The 14,681-nt window shown below is 64.2% G+C and carries 13 protein-coding genes; 1 reads left to right on the top strand and 12 read right to left on the bottom strand.

The features are described from left to right. Positions 1-14 precede the first annotated feature (14 nt). From urtD to urtA, 4 genes are all read right to left on the bottom strand, one after another. Entirely contained in the window at positions 15-878 is an 864-nt protein-coding gene (gene urtD, locus ASF84_RS20700) for an urea ABC transporter ATP-binding protein UrtD (protein WP_082481739.1), read from the bottom strand. After that, positions 875-1,954: an urea ABC transporter permease subunit UrtC gene (gene urtC, locus ASF84_RS20705; RefSeq protein ID WP_056840712.1), complete on the bottom strand. Its 1,080-nt coding sequence runs from the start codon at positions 1,952-1,954 to the stop codon at positions 875-877. Before urtC ends, urtD begins: the two co-directional genes overlap by 4 nt. Then, positions 1,954-3,462, bottom strand: a complete 1,509-nt coding sequence (urtB, locus tag ASF84_RS20710) for an urea ABC transporter permease subunit UrtB (protein ID WP_056840713.1) — start codon at positions 3,460-3,462, stop codon at positions 1,954-1,956. Before urtB ends, urtC begins: the two co-directional genes overlap by 1 nt. A 225-nt stretch (positions 3,463-3,687) precedes the next feature. Next, a complete protein-coding gene (urtA, locus tag ASF84_RS20715; RefSeq protein WP_056840714.1) occupies positions 3,688-4,953 on the bottom strand; it encodes an urea ABC transporter substrate-binding protein in 1,266 nt (421 codons plus the stop codon). 506 nt (positions 4,954-5,459) lie between these two features. On the opposite strand from urtA, the gene ASF84_RS20720 reads away from it, so the two are divergent. Further along, positions 5,460-6,935: a hypothetical protein gene (locus tag ASF84_RS20720; RefSeq protein ID WP_056840715.1), complete on the top strand. Its 1,476-nt coding sequence runs from the start codon at positions 5,460-5,462 to the stop codon at positions 6,933-6,935. 54 nt (positions 6,936-6,989) lie between these two features. Here ASF84_RS20720 and ASF84_RS20725 read toward each other — a convergent pair whose 3' ends face one another. The 8 genes from ASF84_RS20725 to ASF84_RS20760 form a co-directional block, all read right to left on the bottom strand. Continuing rightward, positions 6,990-8,360 carry a PepSY-associated TM helix domain-containing protein gene (locus ASF84_RS20725; RefSeq protein ID WP_056840716.1) on the bottom strand — a complete coding sequence of 457 codons (1,371 nt, stop codon included), beginning with the start codon at positions 8,358-8,360 and terminating at the stop codon, positions 6,990-6,992. A gap of 189 nt (positions 8,361-8,549) precedes the next feature. Next, positions 8,550-9,011 carry a DUF2946 domain-containing protein gene (locus ASF84_RS20730; protein ID WP_056840717.1) on the bottom strand — a complete coding sequence of 154 codons (462 nt, stop codon included), beginning with the start codon at positions 9,009-9,011 and terminating at the stop codon, positions 8,550-8,552. A gap of 13 nt (positions 9,012-9,024) precedes the next feature. Continuing rightward, positions 9,025-9,501, bottom strand: a complete 477-nt coding sequence (locus ASF84_RS20735) for a copper chaperone PCu(A)C (RefSeq protein ID WP_056840718.1) — start codon at positions 9,499-9,501, stop codon at positions 9,025-9,027. Positions 9,502-9,710: 209 nt separating this feature from the next. After that, entirely contained in the window at positions 9,711-9,932 is a 222-nt protein-coding gene (locus ASF84_RS20740) for a DUF6124 family protein (protein ID WP_056840719.1), read from the bottom strand. A 329-nt stretch (positions 9,933-10,261) separates the two neighbouring features. Then, positions 10,262-11,272 carry an MsnO8 family LLM class oxidoreductase gene (locus tag ASF84_RS20745; RefSeq protein ID WP_056840720.1) on the bottom strand — a complete coding sequence of 337 codons (1,011 nt, stop codon included), beginning with the start codon at positions 11,270-11,272 and terminating at the stop codon, positions 10,262-10,264. A gap of 296 nt (positions 11,273-11,568) precedes the next feature. After that, a complete protein-coding gene (locus tag ASF84_RS20750; RefSeq protein ID WP_056840721.1) occupies positions 11,569-12,303 on the bottom strand; it encodes a cobalt-precorrin-6A reductase in 735 nt (244 codons plus the stop codon). Beyond that, on the bottom strand, positions 12,300-13,403 hold the full coding sequence (locus ASF84_RS20755; RefSeq protein WP_056840722.1) for a cobalt-precorrin-5B (C(1))-methyltransferase: 1,104 nt from the start codon (positions 13,401-13,403) through the stop codon (positions 12,300-12,302). The genes ASF84_RS20750 and ASF84_RS20755 overlap by 4 nt, the downstream gene beginning before the upstream one ends. Further along, entirely contained in the window at positions 13,403-14,605 is a 1,203-nt protein-coding gene (locus ASF84_RS20760; protein WP_056840826.1) for a bifunctional cobalt-precorrin-7 (C(5))-methyltransferase/cobalt-precorrin-6B (C(15))-methyltransferase, read from the bottom strand. The genes ASF84_RS20755 and ASF84_RS20760 overlap by 1 nt, the downstream gene beginning before the upstream one ends. Between the last annotated feature and the right edge of the window lie 76 nt (positions 14,606-14,681).

A 14,681-nucleotide genomic window follows, 5' to 3' on the forward strand; every position in this document is an offset into this window, starting at 1 on the left:
GGTCCTACAGGGGCCTACCGGCCCAGGTAAACCTCGATCACGCGTTCGTCGGCCTGTACGTCGCTCAGCGACCCTTCGGCCAGCACGCTGCCTTGGTGCAGCACCGTGACATGGTCGGCAATCGAGCCGACAAAGCCCATGTCGTGCTCGACCACCATCAGCGAGTGCTTGCCGGCCAGGCTTTTGAACAGTTCGGCGGTGAATTCGGTCTCGGCGTCGGTCATGCCCGCCACCGGCTCGTCGAGCAGCAGCAGTTGCGGGTCCTGGACCAGCAGCATGCCGATTTCCAGGAACTGCTTCTGGCCATGCGACAGCAGCCCGGCCGGCCGGTCACGCGAGGCGTTCAGGCGGATGGTCTCCAGCACTTCGTCGATGCGCGTGTGCTGCTCACCGCTGAGCCTGGCGCGCAGGCTGGCCCACACCGACTTGTCGGTCTTGAGCGCCAGCTCCAGGTTCTCGAACACGCTGAGCGCCTCGAACACCGTGGGCTTCTGGAACTTGCGGCCGATCCCGGACTGGGCGATCTGCACCTCGCTCAGGCGCGTCAGGTCCAGGGTCTCGCCGAACCAGGCCGTGCCGTGCGTGGGCCGGGTCTTGCCGGTGATGACGTCCATCAGCGTGGTCTTGCCGGCACCATTGGGACCGATGATGCAGCGCAGCTCGCCGACGCCGATGTACAGGTTCAGATTATTGAGGGCCTTGAAACCGTCGAAGCTGACGCTGATGTCTTCCAGGGTCAGGATGGTGCCGTGCCGGGTGTTCAGGCCCTGGCCGGCGCTGCGTCCCAGGCCCAGCGCCTCGCGGCTGGTGCCGGCGTCGGCATTGGGGTCCAGCACCGGTTCGAGCATGAAGGCCGGGGACGGGGTCGGGGCTATCATGAGTCGCTCCTTTTCTTGAGCAGGCCGATCACGCCCTTGGGCAGGTACAGGGTGACGATGATGAACAGCGCGCCCAGGAAGAACAGCCAGTATTCGGGGAAGGCCACGGTGAACCAGCTTTTCATGCCGTTGACCATGCCGGCGCCCAGCAGCGGGCCGATCAGCGTGCCGCGCCCGCCGAGGGCGACCCAGACGGCGGCCTCGATGGAGTTGGTCGGCGACATCTCGCTGGGGTTGATGATGCCGACCTGCGGCACGTACAGCGCGCCGGCCAGGCCGCACAGCACCGCGCTCAGGACCCAGACGAACAGCTTGAAGCCGCGCGGGTCGTAGCCGCAGAACATCAGGCGGTTTTCCGCATCGCGCAGGGCGGTCAGCACCCGGCCGAACTTGCTCTGCGCCAGGCGCCAGCCCGCGTAGAGGCTGGCCACCAGCAACAGCACCGTGGCCAGGAACAGCACCGCGCGGGTGCCCTGGCTGCTGATCGAAAAGCCCAGGATGCTGCGGAAGTTGGTGAAGCCGTTGTTGCCGCCAAAGCCGGTTTCGTTGCGGAAAAACAGCAGCATGGCGGCAAAGGTCAGCGCCTGGGTCATGATCGAGAAGTACACGCCCTTGATCCGCGAGCGGAAGGCGAAAAAGCCGAACACCAGCGCCAGCAGGCCCGGCGCCAGCACCACCAGGCACATGGCCCAGAGGAAGTTGTCGGTGCCGGCCCAGTACCACGGCAGCTCGGTCCACGACAGGAAGGTCATGAACGCCGGCAGGCCGTCACCGGCGGCTTCGCGCATCAGGTACATGCCCATCGCATAGCCGCCCAGGGCGAAGAACAAGCCGTGGCCCAGCGACAACAGCCCGGCGTAGCCCCAGACCAGGTCCAGGGCCAGGGCGACGATGGCGTAGCAGAGAATCTTGCCCACCAGGGTCAGGGTGTAGGCCGACACCTGCAAGGGGTTGTCGGCCGGCAGCAGGGACAGCAGCGGCATGGCCAGCAGCACGGCCAGCACCAGGGCGCCGATGGCCAGCGTGCCCTTGGGCCCGACCTTTTGTGCAGCGGTCATCATCAATGGCTGGCTCATCAGTCGATCACCCGTCCTTTCAGTGCGAAGAGGCCTTGCGGGCGCTTCTGGATAAACAGAATGATCAGCCCCAGGATCAGGATCTTGCCCAGCACGGCGCCAATCTGCGGTTCGAGGATCTTGTTGGCGATGCCCAGGCCGAAGGCGGCCAGCACACTGCCGGCCAGTTGGCCGACGCCGCCGAGCACCACCACCAGGAACGAGTCGATGATGTAGCTCTGGCCCAGGTCAGGGCCGACGTTGCCGATCTGGCTCAGCGCCACGCCACCGAGTCCGGCGATGCCCGAGCCCAGGCCGAAGGCCATCATGTCGATGCGCCCGGTGGGTACGCCGCAGCAGGCGGCCATGTTGCGGTTCTGGGTCACGGCGCGCACGTTCAGGCCCAGGCGGGTCTTGTTCAGCAGCATCCAGGTGAGGGCCACCACCAGCAGGGCGAAGACGATGATCGCGATGCGGTTGTACGGCAGCACCAGGTTGGGCAATACCTGAATACCGCCGGACAGCCAGCCGGGGTTGGCGACTTCGACGTTCTGCGCACCGAAGATCAGGCGCACGGCCTGGATCAGCATCAGGCTGATGCCCCAGGTGGCCAGCAGGGTTTCCAGCGGGCGGCCATACAGGTGGCGGATGACGGTGCGTTCCAGCGCCATGCCGATCAGGGCAGTGACGAAAAATGCCACCGGCAGCGCCACCAGCGGGTAATACGCCAGCACGTCCGGCATGTGGCGCTGCATCAAGACCTGCACCATGTAGGTGGTGTAGGCGCCGAGCATCAGCATCTCGCCGTGGGCCATGTTGATCACCCCCAGCAGGCCGAAGGTGATGGCCAGGCCCAGTGCGGCCAGCAGCAGGATCGAGCCCAGCGACAGACCGGTAAAGGCCTGGCCCAGCACTTCACCCATCAGCAGCTTGCGCTTGACCTGTGCCAGGCTGGTCTGCGCGGCGATGCGCACCGTGGCCTCGGGCTCGACACCCGGCTCCAGCAGGGTTTCCAGGCGAGTGCGGGCCAGCGGGTCGCCGGTTTCACCCAGCAGGCGTACCGCGGCCAGGCGCACGGTGGGACTGCTGTCGACCAGTTGCAGGTTGGCCAGCGCCAGGGTCAGGGCGTCGTGCACCGCGTCGTCGGTTTCGCTGGCCACGCGCTGGCTGAGCAGGTCAAGCTGCGCCGGGCGGGCGTTGCGTTGCAGGTGCTGCGCGGCGGCCAGGCGTACACCGGCATCGGCCGCGAGCAATTGATGGCTGGCCAGGGCGGTTTCCACCAAGCCCCGCAGGCGGTTGTTCAGGCGCAGTTTGCGCGGTGTTTCGGTGTCGCTCTGGATCTCGCGCCCGTCACGCAGGGCTTCGAGCAGGGGCACACGCTCCGGCAACGGCGTGGCGGCCCAGTTTTCCAGCAAGGTGGCCTGCTCGGAGGAGCTGGCGGCGGCGAAGTCGCTGGCATCGCTGGCCTGCGCGGCCAGGGGCAGCAGCAGGGCGAACATCAGGATCAAGCGGTAGACAATATCGGGCATGGCGAATGGCCTGTGTTGCGGCAATCTCAGGGCGGGTACATGAACCCGGTGTAGGAGCGCGCTTGCCCGCGACCGAGTGCGTTAGCAGTCGTAAATTTTCAGCGTTTCGCAAATCCAGAATGTGTTCACAGTCATGAATTTTCAGCGTTTCCGAGAATTTACGAGCGCTAGCGCACTCGGTCGCGGGCAAGCGCGCTCCTACATCGGGCAGCAAGACGCCGTGGCTTAGTTGCTCTTCACCGCATGGTCGGGCTTCTTGTCGTTACCCGGGATGTACGGGCTCCAGGGCTGGGCGCGGATCGGCTCCTTGGTCTGCCACACGACGTTGAACTGGCCGTTGTCCTCGACCTCGCCGATCATCACCGGCTTGTGCAGGTGGTGGTTGGTCTTGTCCATGGTCAGGGTAAAGCCCGACGGCGCTGCAAAGGTCTGGCCGGCCATGGCTTCGCGGACCTTGTCGACCTCGGTGGACTTGGCTTTTTCAGCGGCCTGCGCCCACATGTGGATGCCGACGTAGGTGGCCTCCATCGGGTCGTTGGTCACGGCCTTGTCGGCCCCCGGCAGGTTTTTCTTCTTGGCGTACGCGCTCCAGTCGGCGACGAATTTCTTGTTGACCGGGTTATCCACCGACTGGAAGTAGTTCCAGGCGGCCAGGTGACCGACCAGCGGCTTGGTGTCGATGCCGCGCAGTTCTTCTTCACCCACCGAGAAGGCCACCACCGGCACGTCGGTGGCTTTCAGGCCCTGGTTGGCCAGCTCCTTGTAAAACGGCACGTTGGAGTCGCCATTGACGGTGGAGATGACCGCAGTCTTGCCGCCGGCCGAGAATTTCTTGATGTTGGCGACGATGGTCTGGTAGTCGGCATGGCCAAACGGGGTGTAGACCTCTTCGATATCGCTGTCCTTCACGCCCTTGGAGTGCAGGAAAGCGCGCAGGATCTTGTTGGTGGTGCGCGGGTAGACGTAGTCGGTGCCCAGCAGGAAGTAGCGCTTGGCGGCGCCGCCGTCTTCGCTCATCAGGTACTCGACCGCCGGAATCGCCTGCTGGTTGGGCGCGGCGCCGGTGTAGAACACGTTCGGCGACATTTCTTCGCCTTCATACTGCACCGGGTAGAACAGCAGGCCGTTGAGTTCTTCGAACACCGGCAGCACCGACTTGCGCGACACCGAGGTCCAGCAGCCGAACACCACGGCGACCTTGTCCTGGGTCAGCAACTGACGGCTTTTTTCCGCGAACAGCGGCCAGTTCGACGCCGGGTCGACGATCACCGCCTCCAGTTGCTTGCCGTTGACACCGCCCTTGGCGTTGATCTCGTCGATGGTCATCAAGGCCATGTCCTTGAGCGACGTTTCCGAGATGGCCATGGTCCCGGACAGCGAATGCAGGATGCCGACCTTGATGGTTTCTGCCGCCTGCAAGGTCCAGCTCATGCCCATCGCGGCGATGGAGGCGGACAGGGTAAACGCTTTGATCAGACTGCGACGCTTCATTGGGACGGCTCCGTTCTTTCGAATTATCGAGGGCGAGTCATTTGCCTGCTGAGGTTGCTAGCAAAGGCTGTGCCCAATCACGAAAACCGGCAGGCAGGTGCGTGGCAGAGCGGTCTGGTCTGACCGGTCGCACCACGACGGCACCATTGCAAGCCGCAAGACGGTGCAATGAGCACAAATGGTGCAAGAGGAAGGCGCAAGCAAGTGAGGCCGCTATCAGCGGTGATTGCCATGAGGCGATTCAGCGGGGAGGAACGGGGCCTGAAGCGTATCGAGTGAGGAATTCATCACAAAACCGCTCGTCGGCTTCAGGCCCCGTTGTTGCAATTTAAGCTGCCGCCGCCGATTTGGCAAAGCGTGAAAGCACGATTCGATCAAATGCCTGGCATTGCCTGCCGACGTCCGTCCTGAGCAGCTTGAGAGCCTCGCATTTTTACCAGTATCGCCAAGGCTTGAGGTGTATCAGGCTGTGCGTGGGAACTACCGTGTATGCAAGGAGGCAGATCATGGCCCGCCCCATCGTTTGTTCAATCAAGCCCATTGCCATCGCTTTGATGATCCCTTTGGGCATTTATGGTCGAGCGCCCATGGCCGCTCCACAAACAGATCAACCGGCAGCGGCGGCAGTACCGCTTTCAGCCAGTGCCCCGGCTGCCGTTGCCACCCAGGCTGAGCTTTATCAACAGGCAATCGGTAACAGCCAGTTCAAGGTCAATCGTCTGGAACTCAAGAACAATGGCTATACCGCTGAAAGCGGCAAGCTGGTGAGCGCTCTTGGTGAGGAAGAGGGTGCTCTGATAATGGTCCGCGCGCCCGGCGGGGACGTGACCGGACTGGTGTCACGCGCAGGCAGGACGGGTTTGCTCAGAACGAACGCCAATGGTGAGCCAACGGTTGCCTACGACCCGGAGTACGACTGGCTTAAGCATGACTTTGTAGTAGAGGACGAAGTCGTGTCTGAATCTTCGCCTTCAGGCATGAGCGATAGGTACACTGAGATCGATTTCCTTATGGGCTTTACGCAGGCCGCCCTCGATCAATATGGGGGTGATCCGCAAGCGTATGCCCTGCTCCAGTTGGAGTCTGTCCAGGCCAGTCTGGTGAACTCCGGACTTGGGCATATCCATCCGATACTGGCGGGGATACGAATCTATGAGGAAAACATCCCGACCACGCCGGACGGTTTGAACAGATGGCGCGTGTTGCTGAGAGAAGTGCGTGGCGACTACCAGCATGACATGAATGCAGGTTATTCCTTAGGTGGTGATGCGGCCGGATGGGCCGGTGTGCCCGATGATACAAGTGTCAATGACATCAGGCATGTTGCGGCGTTCAAGCATGAGTTGGGCCATAATGTAGGCGGTAGCCATTGCAATAGTGAAGGAACGGATAATTACAGGTTTGGTTATGATGCGGGCGATAATGTGAGAAGTAATTTATGTGGAAATAATCTTTTCTACTATTCCGGTCCTGACGTGACTGCCAACGGACGTGTGTTGGGCAACGCCAGAACAGCTGACATGAAAAGACTCTGGCGTGAGCAGCTTAATAGGATGTCGAATTATTCTCCGGCATTTTCCGGGTATCGCCTTATTCACGTGGGCAATGACAGTACGCTAATACTTGATGCAAGTAGATCAGCCGCTTACATGGCGTTGGATCCTGATATCGGCCCTACCGAGCCTCAGGGTTATTCCTCGGGTCCGTATACCGAACTGAAAGTGCCGTTGACCAGAGCTGCCGATGGCCAGGTTCACCGTGTCGTTCTGCGGGGTTATTGTGAAGCGGAAGACCGTGATCTGGTGACCATGAATAATATCAATCGGTGCGGACGGGACGGCCAGGCAACGCTACGGTTGTCGTTCCGGACGGTGGATAACAAAACACTGCCTGAAGGCTGGTACAACGGCACGCTCAACCTCAAGGTCAGGCGCTCTCTTTCTGTAACGCCTGTTTTGGTCAGTGTTTCGGTCAAGCGGTGAGTTGCCGACTTGCGTCGGCAACTCTGGATGAAGGATGAACAAGAGGTTGCAGTGTCAGGCCTGCAGTGGCGTAAGCCGCCGTACCACAATACTGTCGATCCCCCACATCACCAGCATCGACACGCCCACCAGCGGAAAGACCACGCCCAGCACCAGCATCACGGCTGTGGCGGTCTTCCAGCGCGGCAGGTCATGGCGCAGCGGCGGCACGCCCAGCCCGCCTTCGGGCCTGCGCTTCCACCACATGACCAGGCCGCTGACCGAGCCGAGCAGGATCATCAGGCACACCAGCAGCATCAACAGTTGGTTGAGCAAGCCGAAGAACTTGCCTTCGTGCAGCATCACGCCGGCCTCGGTGGCCTTGGACACCAGGCTGTAGTGCTGCCAGCCGACATGCGCCAGCACCTTGCCGCTGTACTGGTCGATGTGCAGGGTAGCGTCGTTGCGCGGGTCGTCGGCGAACACCGAGACGGTGAACACGCCTTCGGCGGTTTTCGGTGCAGTGATGCTGTAGCCCGGCTCGACGCCATGCTGCGTGGCGATGTCGACCACCTCTTGCAGGGTCACCCTGGGCGCGGCCGGCCCGCTGGACGGACCATGATGGTGCATGTGCTCGGCATGGTCGCCGGACGATTGCGGCAGCGGCGTATTTTCCAGCGCCCAGGGCACGGTCTGGGTGCTGGCGGTGTTGAGCGTGCCGGCCAGTTGCGTTGAGCGCGGCACGTCATTCCACATGGCCGCCGGAAAGGTGTTCCACAGGTCGGCGTATTGCTTGCCCCAGAAACCGGTCCAGGTCATGCCACTGAGCAGCATGAACAGCAACAGCAGCGACCCCCAGAACCCGGTGACCGCATGCAGGTCGCGCCACAGCGCCCGGCCGCGACGTGACAGGCGCGGCCAGAGTACGCCGGCACCGCCGTTATTACCCCGTGGCCACCACAGGTACAGCCCCGACACCACCAGCATGATGCCCCAGCCGGCGGCCAGCTCGATCAGCCGGTCGCCCAGGGTGCCGATCATCAACTCGCCATGCAGCGCACGGGCGATGGCCTGCAGATTGTCCTTGGCGTCCTGGCTGCCCAGCAGCGTGCCGGTGTAAGGGTTGATGAACACGTTCAGCTCGCGGCCCTGGTCGCGGATCACGAACTGCGCGCTGCCCTGGGCATCGAGCGGCGGGATGTACTTGCTCACCGTGGCTTGGGGCCAGGCATGCTGCACCTGCTGTTGCAGTTGGTCGGCATCGAGGCGGTGATGCGCGACCTCGACCTGCAGCAGGTCGCGGTACATCAGGGTGTCGAGCTGCGGCTTGAACAGGTAGATGATCCCGGTCAGGGCCAGCAGGATCATGAAAGGGGCCACGAACAGCCCGGCGTAGAAGTGCCAGCGCCAGGCCAGGTTATAGAACGTACGATCAGGTTTTTTCATGGCAAACGCTCCGGTCGCGCAGGCAAAAGGTCGGCCTGGGCGGGTGTTCAGCGATGGCATGGGCAACAGGGGGCGGCGCTTGTCGGTGCAGGCGAGCGGCGCGCACAGGTGTAGCAAGGATAACAGCCATGGTGCTTACCATCTGACGGTCAGGATCGCGCAGCCGCAAGGGCTGCGTGGATTAGCGGATCAGGACAGCGTCGACAGTGGCGGGGCGCGGCTCAGGGCATGCAGGAAGACGGTGTGCCGCGCATGGCCTTCGCGGGTCAGGGCGACATAGAAAGCCGATGGTTTGGGCGGGGTAATGGCCACCATTGCCAGGACCTGCGGCAGGGCCGGGCAGCCGAACAGCAAGGTGCAATAGCCGCACTTGGCCCACAGCGCATGGTCCATGGCGGTGCTGCTGGCGTCGGTGGTGGCCTGTGCCGCATGGGCATCATGGGCATTGGCGTGATGCGCGTGATCGGCACCCGCTGCCACAGGCGCGTGATGCGCCGCGGGCATGGGCGTACCGGCGTGATGCTCCATCGGCATCGACTGGGAAATCAGCGGACCGATAAAGATCATCAACATGGCGAACAGACTCAGCCACGTACCTCGCCGGGGGCGGGGTCGGGTCGTGCCTGCCCGGCCTGGGCGCGGGGCGCTCACGGCAAACGGTTACTCAATGGCTGTGGGCCGGTGTCTGGCCGGGTTCGGGTGGCTGCTTCTGGACCATGACCTGCACAGGTACGGCGCCGGCCTTTTCAAAATGCAGCACCAGTTCAAAGCGCTGGCCATCGACCAGCTGCGTGCGGTCCTTGAGGTCCAGCAACATCACATGATAGGCCATGGGGGCAAAACGCACCTGGCCACCGGCCGGCACTTCGACGCTGGGCACCTGCTGCATCTTCATCAGGCCATCGGCATGCACATGTTCGTGCAACTGGGCGCTGCCGGCGACGGGGCTGTCGACACTGAGCAGCCGGTCGGCATCGCCCTTGTTGTCGATGACGAAATACGCCGCCACCGCGGGTGCATTGGGCGGCAGCTGCATGGACCACGGGTGCTCGATCAGCAGGTTGCCGGCCTTGTATTCATGGGCCTGGGCAAACAGGGCCGGCAGCAGCAGGGCGGCCAGTAGCAGGGTCTTGTTGAGCATGGCAGGCTCCGTGGCCTGGAAGGAGTGCGCTATTTAGCCTGAATGGGCGGGGATGTAAAAGTGCAAGGGTGTCAACTTCTACAGCGCCAGCCCGCAAAATCAAGGCGAAGCTGACCGGCGCGTTATGGGGCACAAGATCCGGCTGGCGAAACACCAATGGGCTCTGACAGCGTTCGCTATCGCTCACCAGGCCGGGCCTTGCAGCAACATCAGTTCGGTTGTAGCTCGGTCGCTTCCAGCCGCTGCAATGAATCGTCCAGCACGGATTTGGCCATGTCGATCAGGTACAGGGTCGAGAAGGCCAGGTCGCGCCTGGAACCGCACAGGCTTTCGCCGCTTTCATAGGCCGTGGCGGCTGCGCAGCGCAGCAGGTCGGACACCCGTAGCAGGGCGTCTTCGAGAGAAGGTGGGGCGGGGATTACTATGCTCATTGCATCATTCCTGAATAGAGCCCCCTACGAACGCTGCTAAACGTACAAGGGTGGCGGCTTTGACGCGGGTTAGCAGACCGGTGGAAAGATGCAAGACCGGCGCACCCGAAGGTGCCCCACGCAAAGCCGCCATAAGCAAACTTGCGCATTCATCTTACCAACAGGCTGCTAATCCCGATCGCTGATATTCAGCGACGAATGCAGCCTAGTGCCGATAAATGACCCACGCAAGGGCCGGGGATTTTCTCGGAAAGTTCGCACAATGAAAAGGGAAACGGCTGCCGGAAAAAGACGATTTCGTCAGTGCAAGTAACCGTCATGCGCCCTGTTCAGCCTTGTAGGGCCTGTGCCAGCAACCGATAACTGGCCAGCCGCGCCTCGAACGCATGGGTCACGGTGACAATGCCGATCTCCTCGCTGCCGAACCGTTCGGCCAGCGCCAGGATCTGCCGGCGGCAGGTGGCGGGCGAGCCGACCACCATGGCGTCCAGGGTCTGGTCGAACGCCTGCTTCTGCTCTGGCGTCATGTCCCGGTAGCGGTCCATGACGTCTTCGGGGCTGAGCAAGGGTTGTTGTGGGCGCTGGCCGCTGGACAGTTTGCGATAGGCCGCGGTGGTGGCAATAAGGCGGGCCTGCTCGTCGGTGGGCGCACAGATCACGGCCAGGGCCAGCAGGCGTGGTGGTGTTTGACCGTGGCCGGCAGCGCTGAACGCCTGAGCGTGATGCTCGAAGATCACCGGGTCGCAGGTATCCGGCGCAATGAAGCGTGCCAGCGCCAGGCCCATGCCCAGTTGCCCGGCCAGGGCGGCACTGGCCCCGCTGGAGCCCAGCATCCACAGCGAAGGCCGGGTCTGATCATCGACCGGGCAGTGCAGGCTGGCAAACGGATGGCTGGACGGCAGGGTGCCACGCAGAAACGCGCACAGCTCGGCGGCCTGACGGGCAAAATCCTGGCTGTGCCCCGGCATACCCGAGGCCAGGGCGCGGGCGCTGAGCTGGCCGCCGCCCGGTGCGCGGCCGATGCCCAGGTCGATGCGTCCGGGAAACAGGCTGCCCAGCAAGGCAAAGGTTTCAGCCACCTTGAACGGGCTGTAGTGGCTGAGCATCACGCCGCCGCTGCCGACGCGCAGGGTCTGTGTGGCGCTGGCCACGCGGGTCAGCAGGATTTCCGGGGCGGTCCCTGCAAATTGCACGCTGTCGTGGTGCTCGGCCAGCCAGTAGCGGTGATAGCCAAAGCCCTCGCAGGCCATGGCCAGTTCTACGGAGGTGCGGGGTGCCGCCAGCGCGGGGCGGTCGCCGTGCACAGGCGTCTGGTCGATCACGGTCAAGCGTAAGGGCACGGGGCGGGTCCTGTCGGGTGATAAGGGCAGTGACGATGATAACGGCTGTTGCCGGGGCGCCGACCAGGCCTGGGCAAAAGTGCCAGCGATCCTTTGAAAAATGCAGGTGAGTACAGGGCAGCTATGCGTCTTGCCTGCCAAGGTCTATTGCTGTTTCAGCACAGCAAGCGAGCGTCGGTAGCGCGCTCATCAACTACAAAATAACTGACTGACTTCATCCATTTTAAAAAGCACCACTTGATCTGCTGCGCGACAGCGTGCCGCCTTGGCGCGGCGCCAAGGCGGCGGGTAATCTCCTACCCGCCTGGGTGGCCGTCCTGCGACAGGGCCGCCAGCACCGCTGCCACGCTCTCCAGTTCGCGGTCCACCGCCGGCAGCGGCGGGCGCTTGAGGATCAGCACCGGTATTGCGCGCTCACGGGCCACTTGCAGCTTGGGCTCGGTGGACGGGCTGCCGCTGTTCTTGCTGATCAGCACGTCGATGCGGCGCTGCTCGAACAGCGCCCGTTCTTCATCCAGGTGAAACGGCCCGCGGGCAGCGATGATGTCGCAGCGTGCGTTACCAGGGACGCTGTCCAGGGCGCGCAGGGTCCAGAATTGCCGGGCCGGAATGTCGTCCAGATATTGTAGGGGTTCGCGACCCAGGGTGAAGAAAGGCCGTTGGAAGGGTGCCAGCGCCTGGGTCAGTTCAGCCCAGTCGGCCACTTCGCGCCAGTCGTCATCGGGGCCGGGTTGCCAGGCCGGGCGGCGCAAGGCCCAGCAGGGTACGCCGGTCAGTTGCGCGGCAGTCGCTGCGTTGTGGCTCATCTGCGCGGCATAGGGATGGGTGGCGTCCAGCAGCAGGTCGATGCCTTGCGCATCGATGAATCGCGCCAGCCCTTCGGCGCCGCCATAGCCGCCGACCCGCACCTGGCAGGTCAGGTCGGTGGGCACCCGGCCTACGCCGGCCAGGCTGTAGATATGCTCAGGCCCCAGGGTACGGGCAATGGCCAGGGCTTCGGTAACACCGCCAAGCAGCAGGATACGGTTCATTTCAGGGGTCCTTGGGTGGCATGCCCGACGATGCCGCCCTGGCGGTCGATGGCGAAGACTTCCACCGTCACGCTGGCCGGCACCACACTGCGGGCGAAGGCCAGGGCATGAGCGCAGACCGCATCGCCCAGCGGCACGCCGGCGGCGCTGCACAACGCCAGGGCCTGCTGGCTGGTGTTGGCTTCGCAGATGAGCTGTTGCAAGGCGGCATCGGCGCCGACATCGGCGGCCCAGCGCGCCAGTTGCGGCAGGTCGATGCTGGAGTGGCGGCTGTGCAGGTCCATGTGCCGGGCGGCCAGCTTGCTGATCTTGCCAAAGCCGCCGCACAGGCTGAGCGTGTCCACCGGCACCTTGCGCACATGCTTGAGCACCGCACCGACGAAGTCGCCCATTTCGATCAGGGCAATGTCGGGGATGCCGTAGACCCGGCGCATGGTGTCTTCGCTGGCGTTGCCGGTGCAGGCGGCGATGTGCCGGTAGCCGTTGGTGGCTGCCACGTCGATGCCTTGCTGGATCGAGGCGATGTAGGCCGCACAGGAAAACGGCCGCACGATGCCGCTGGTGCCCAGGATCGACAGGCCGCCGAGAATGCCCAGGCGCGGGTTCATGGTCTTCAGCGCCAAGGCCTCGCCGTCCTGCACGCCGATGGTCACTTCGAAGCCGCCGGCATGGCCGTGCTCATCGGCCAGCCCCTGCAAATGCTCGCTCATCATGCGCCGTGGCACCGGGTTGATCGCCGGCTCGCCAACGCCCAGCACCAGTCCCGGGCGGGTCACGGTGCCCACGCCGCGTCCGGCCAGAAAGCGCACGCCGGGTTCGCCGGTCAGCCGTACGTGCGCAAACACCAGGGCGCCGTGGGTCACGTCCGGGTCGTCGCCGGCGTCCTTGATCGTGGCGGCTTCAGCGCCGCCGTCCAGCGGCCGACAGAACTCCAGGCGCATCTGCACCTGCTTGCCCTTGGGCAGGGTGATCTGCACCGCGTCGCAGGCCTGCCCGGTCAGCAGCAGGCGTGCAGCCGCCAGGCTGGTGGCGGTGGCGCAGCTGCCGGTGGTCAGGCCGCTGCGCAGGGGGGCGGGTTGTTCGGCGGTTTCTTCGCGCATCAGGGTTTGACCAGGTCCAGCAAGGTGATCGGCAGTGCCTGGCGCCAGGTGTCGAATTCACCCAGGGGTTTGGCGTGGGCGACCTGCAGACGGGTCAGTTCGCCGCCATGCTGTTCACGCCAGGCCATCAGCGTGGCTTCGCTTTGCAGGGTCACGGCATTGGCCACCAGCCGGCCACCGGAGCGCAAGCGCTCCCAGCAGGCCTCCAGCACACCGGGGCGGGTGACGCCGCCGCCGATGAAGATGGCGTCCGGGCTTTCCAGCCCGGCCAGGGCCTCGGGCGCGGCGCCGCGCACCAGCTGCAGGCCCGGTACGCCCAGGGTGTCGCGGTTGAGTTCGATCAGTTGCTGGCGGCCTTCGTCGGCCTCGATGGCCAGGGCGCGGCAGGTCGGGTGGGCGCGCATCCATTCGATGCCGATCGAGCCGCAGCCGGCGCCGACGTCCCACAGCAGCTCGCCCGGCACCGGCGCCAGGCGCGCCAGGGTCATGGCGCGCACATCGCGCTTGGTCAACTGGCCGTCATGCGCATAAGCATGGTCCGGCAGGCCGGCCAGCGGGCTCAGGCGCAGTGTGCCAGGCTCGGCGCGGCAGTCGATGGCCACCAGGTTCAGGGCGGCGATCTCGGGTGTGCCCCAGTCGCAGGCGGCGCCCTCGACCCGGCGCTCGACCGTGCCACCCAAGTGCTCCAGCACGGTCATGTGGCTGGGGCCGAAGCCGCGCTCGCGCAACAGCACCGCCAGCGCGGCCGGGCTGGTGCTGTCGTTGCTCAGCACCAGCAGGCGCATGCCGTGATGCAGATACGCGCTGACAGCGGCCAGGGGGCGGGCGACCACTGACAGCATGACCACATCCTGCAAGGCCCAACCCATGCGCGCCGCCGCCAGGGAATAGGACGAGGGCGCCGACAGCACGCTCATTTCATCCAGCGCCACCACCCGCGACAGACTGACGCCGACGCCGAACAGCATCGGGTCGCCGCTGGCCAGCACGCACACCGGCGTACCCCGGCGCTGCAACACGGCATTCAAGGAAAACGGACTGGGCCAGGCGTGCCGCTGCGCGGCAATGCACGGCGGCAGCAGGTCGAGCTGACGTGTGCTGCCGAACACTTGCGCAGCCTTGAGCAGGGCATGCCGGGCCTGGCGCCCCAGGCCCTTGTAGCCGTCTTCGCCAATTCCAACCACAGTGAGCCAGGGTGTCATAACGACCTCGATGCGAACTTCCGACAGAGCGTTTTTCATGCCTGCCGCCAAAGCAGGCATAATACCGCGCCTGTCA

The sequence above is a fragment of the Pseudomonas sp. Leaf127 genome (assembly GCF_001423155.1).
GTDB classification, from domain to species: domain Bacteria; phylum Pseudomonadota; class Gammaproteobacteria; order Pseudomonadales; family Pseudomonadaceae; genus Aquipseudomonas; species Aquipseudomonas ovata.

Bases quoted from the DNA above. Each gene is read 5' to 3' on its own strand.
- urtD (WP_082481739.1), bottom strand. From the start codon at position 878: ATGATAGCCCCGACCCCGTCCCCGGCCTTCATGCTCGAACCGGTGCTG.
- urtC (WP_056840712.1), bottom strand. From the start codon at position 1,954: ATGAGCCAGCCATTGATGATGACCGCTGCACAAAAGGTCGGGCCCAAG.
- urtB (WP_056840713.1), bottom strand. From the start codon at position 3,462: ATGCCCGATATTGTCTACCGCTTGATCCTGATGTTCGCCCTGCTGCTG.
- urtA (WP_056840714.1), bottom strand. From the start codon at position 4,953: ATGAAGCGTCGCAGTCTGATCAAAGCGTTTACCCTGTCCGCCTCCATC.
- ASF84_RS20720 (WP_056840715.1), top strand. From the start codon at position 5,460: ATGGCCCGCCCCATCGTTTGTTCAATCAAGCCCATTGCCATCGCTTTG.
- ASF84_RS20725 (WP_056840716.1), bottom strand. From the start codon at position 8,360: ATGAAAAAACCTGATCGTACGTTCTATAACCTGGCCTGGCGCTGGCAC.
- ASF84_RS20735 (WP_056840718.1), bottom strand. From the start codon at position 9,501: ATGCTCAACAAGACCCTGCTACTGGCCGCCCTGCTGCTGCCGGCCCTG.
- ASF84_RS20740 (WP_056840719.1), bottom strand. From the start codon at position 9,932: ATGAGCATAGTAATCCCCGCCCCACCTTCTCTCGAAGACGCCCTGCTA.
- ASF84_RS20750 (WP_056840721.1), bottom strand. From the start codon at position 12,303: ATGAACCGTATCCTGCTGCTTGGCGGTGTTACCGAAGCCCTGGCCATT.
- ASF84_RS20755 (WP_056840722.1), bottom strand. From the start codon at position 13,403: ATGCGCGAAGAAACCGCCGAACAACCCGCCCCCCTGCGCAGCGGCCTG.
- ASF84_RS20760 (WP_056840826.1), bottom strand. From the start codon at position 14,605: ATGACACCCTGGCTCACTGTGGTTGGAATTGGCGAAGACGGCTACAAG.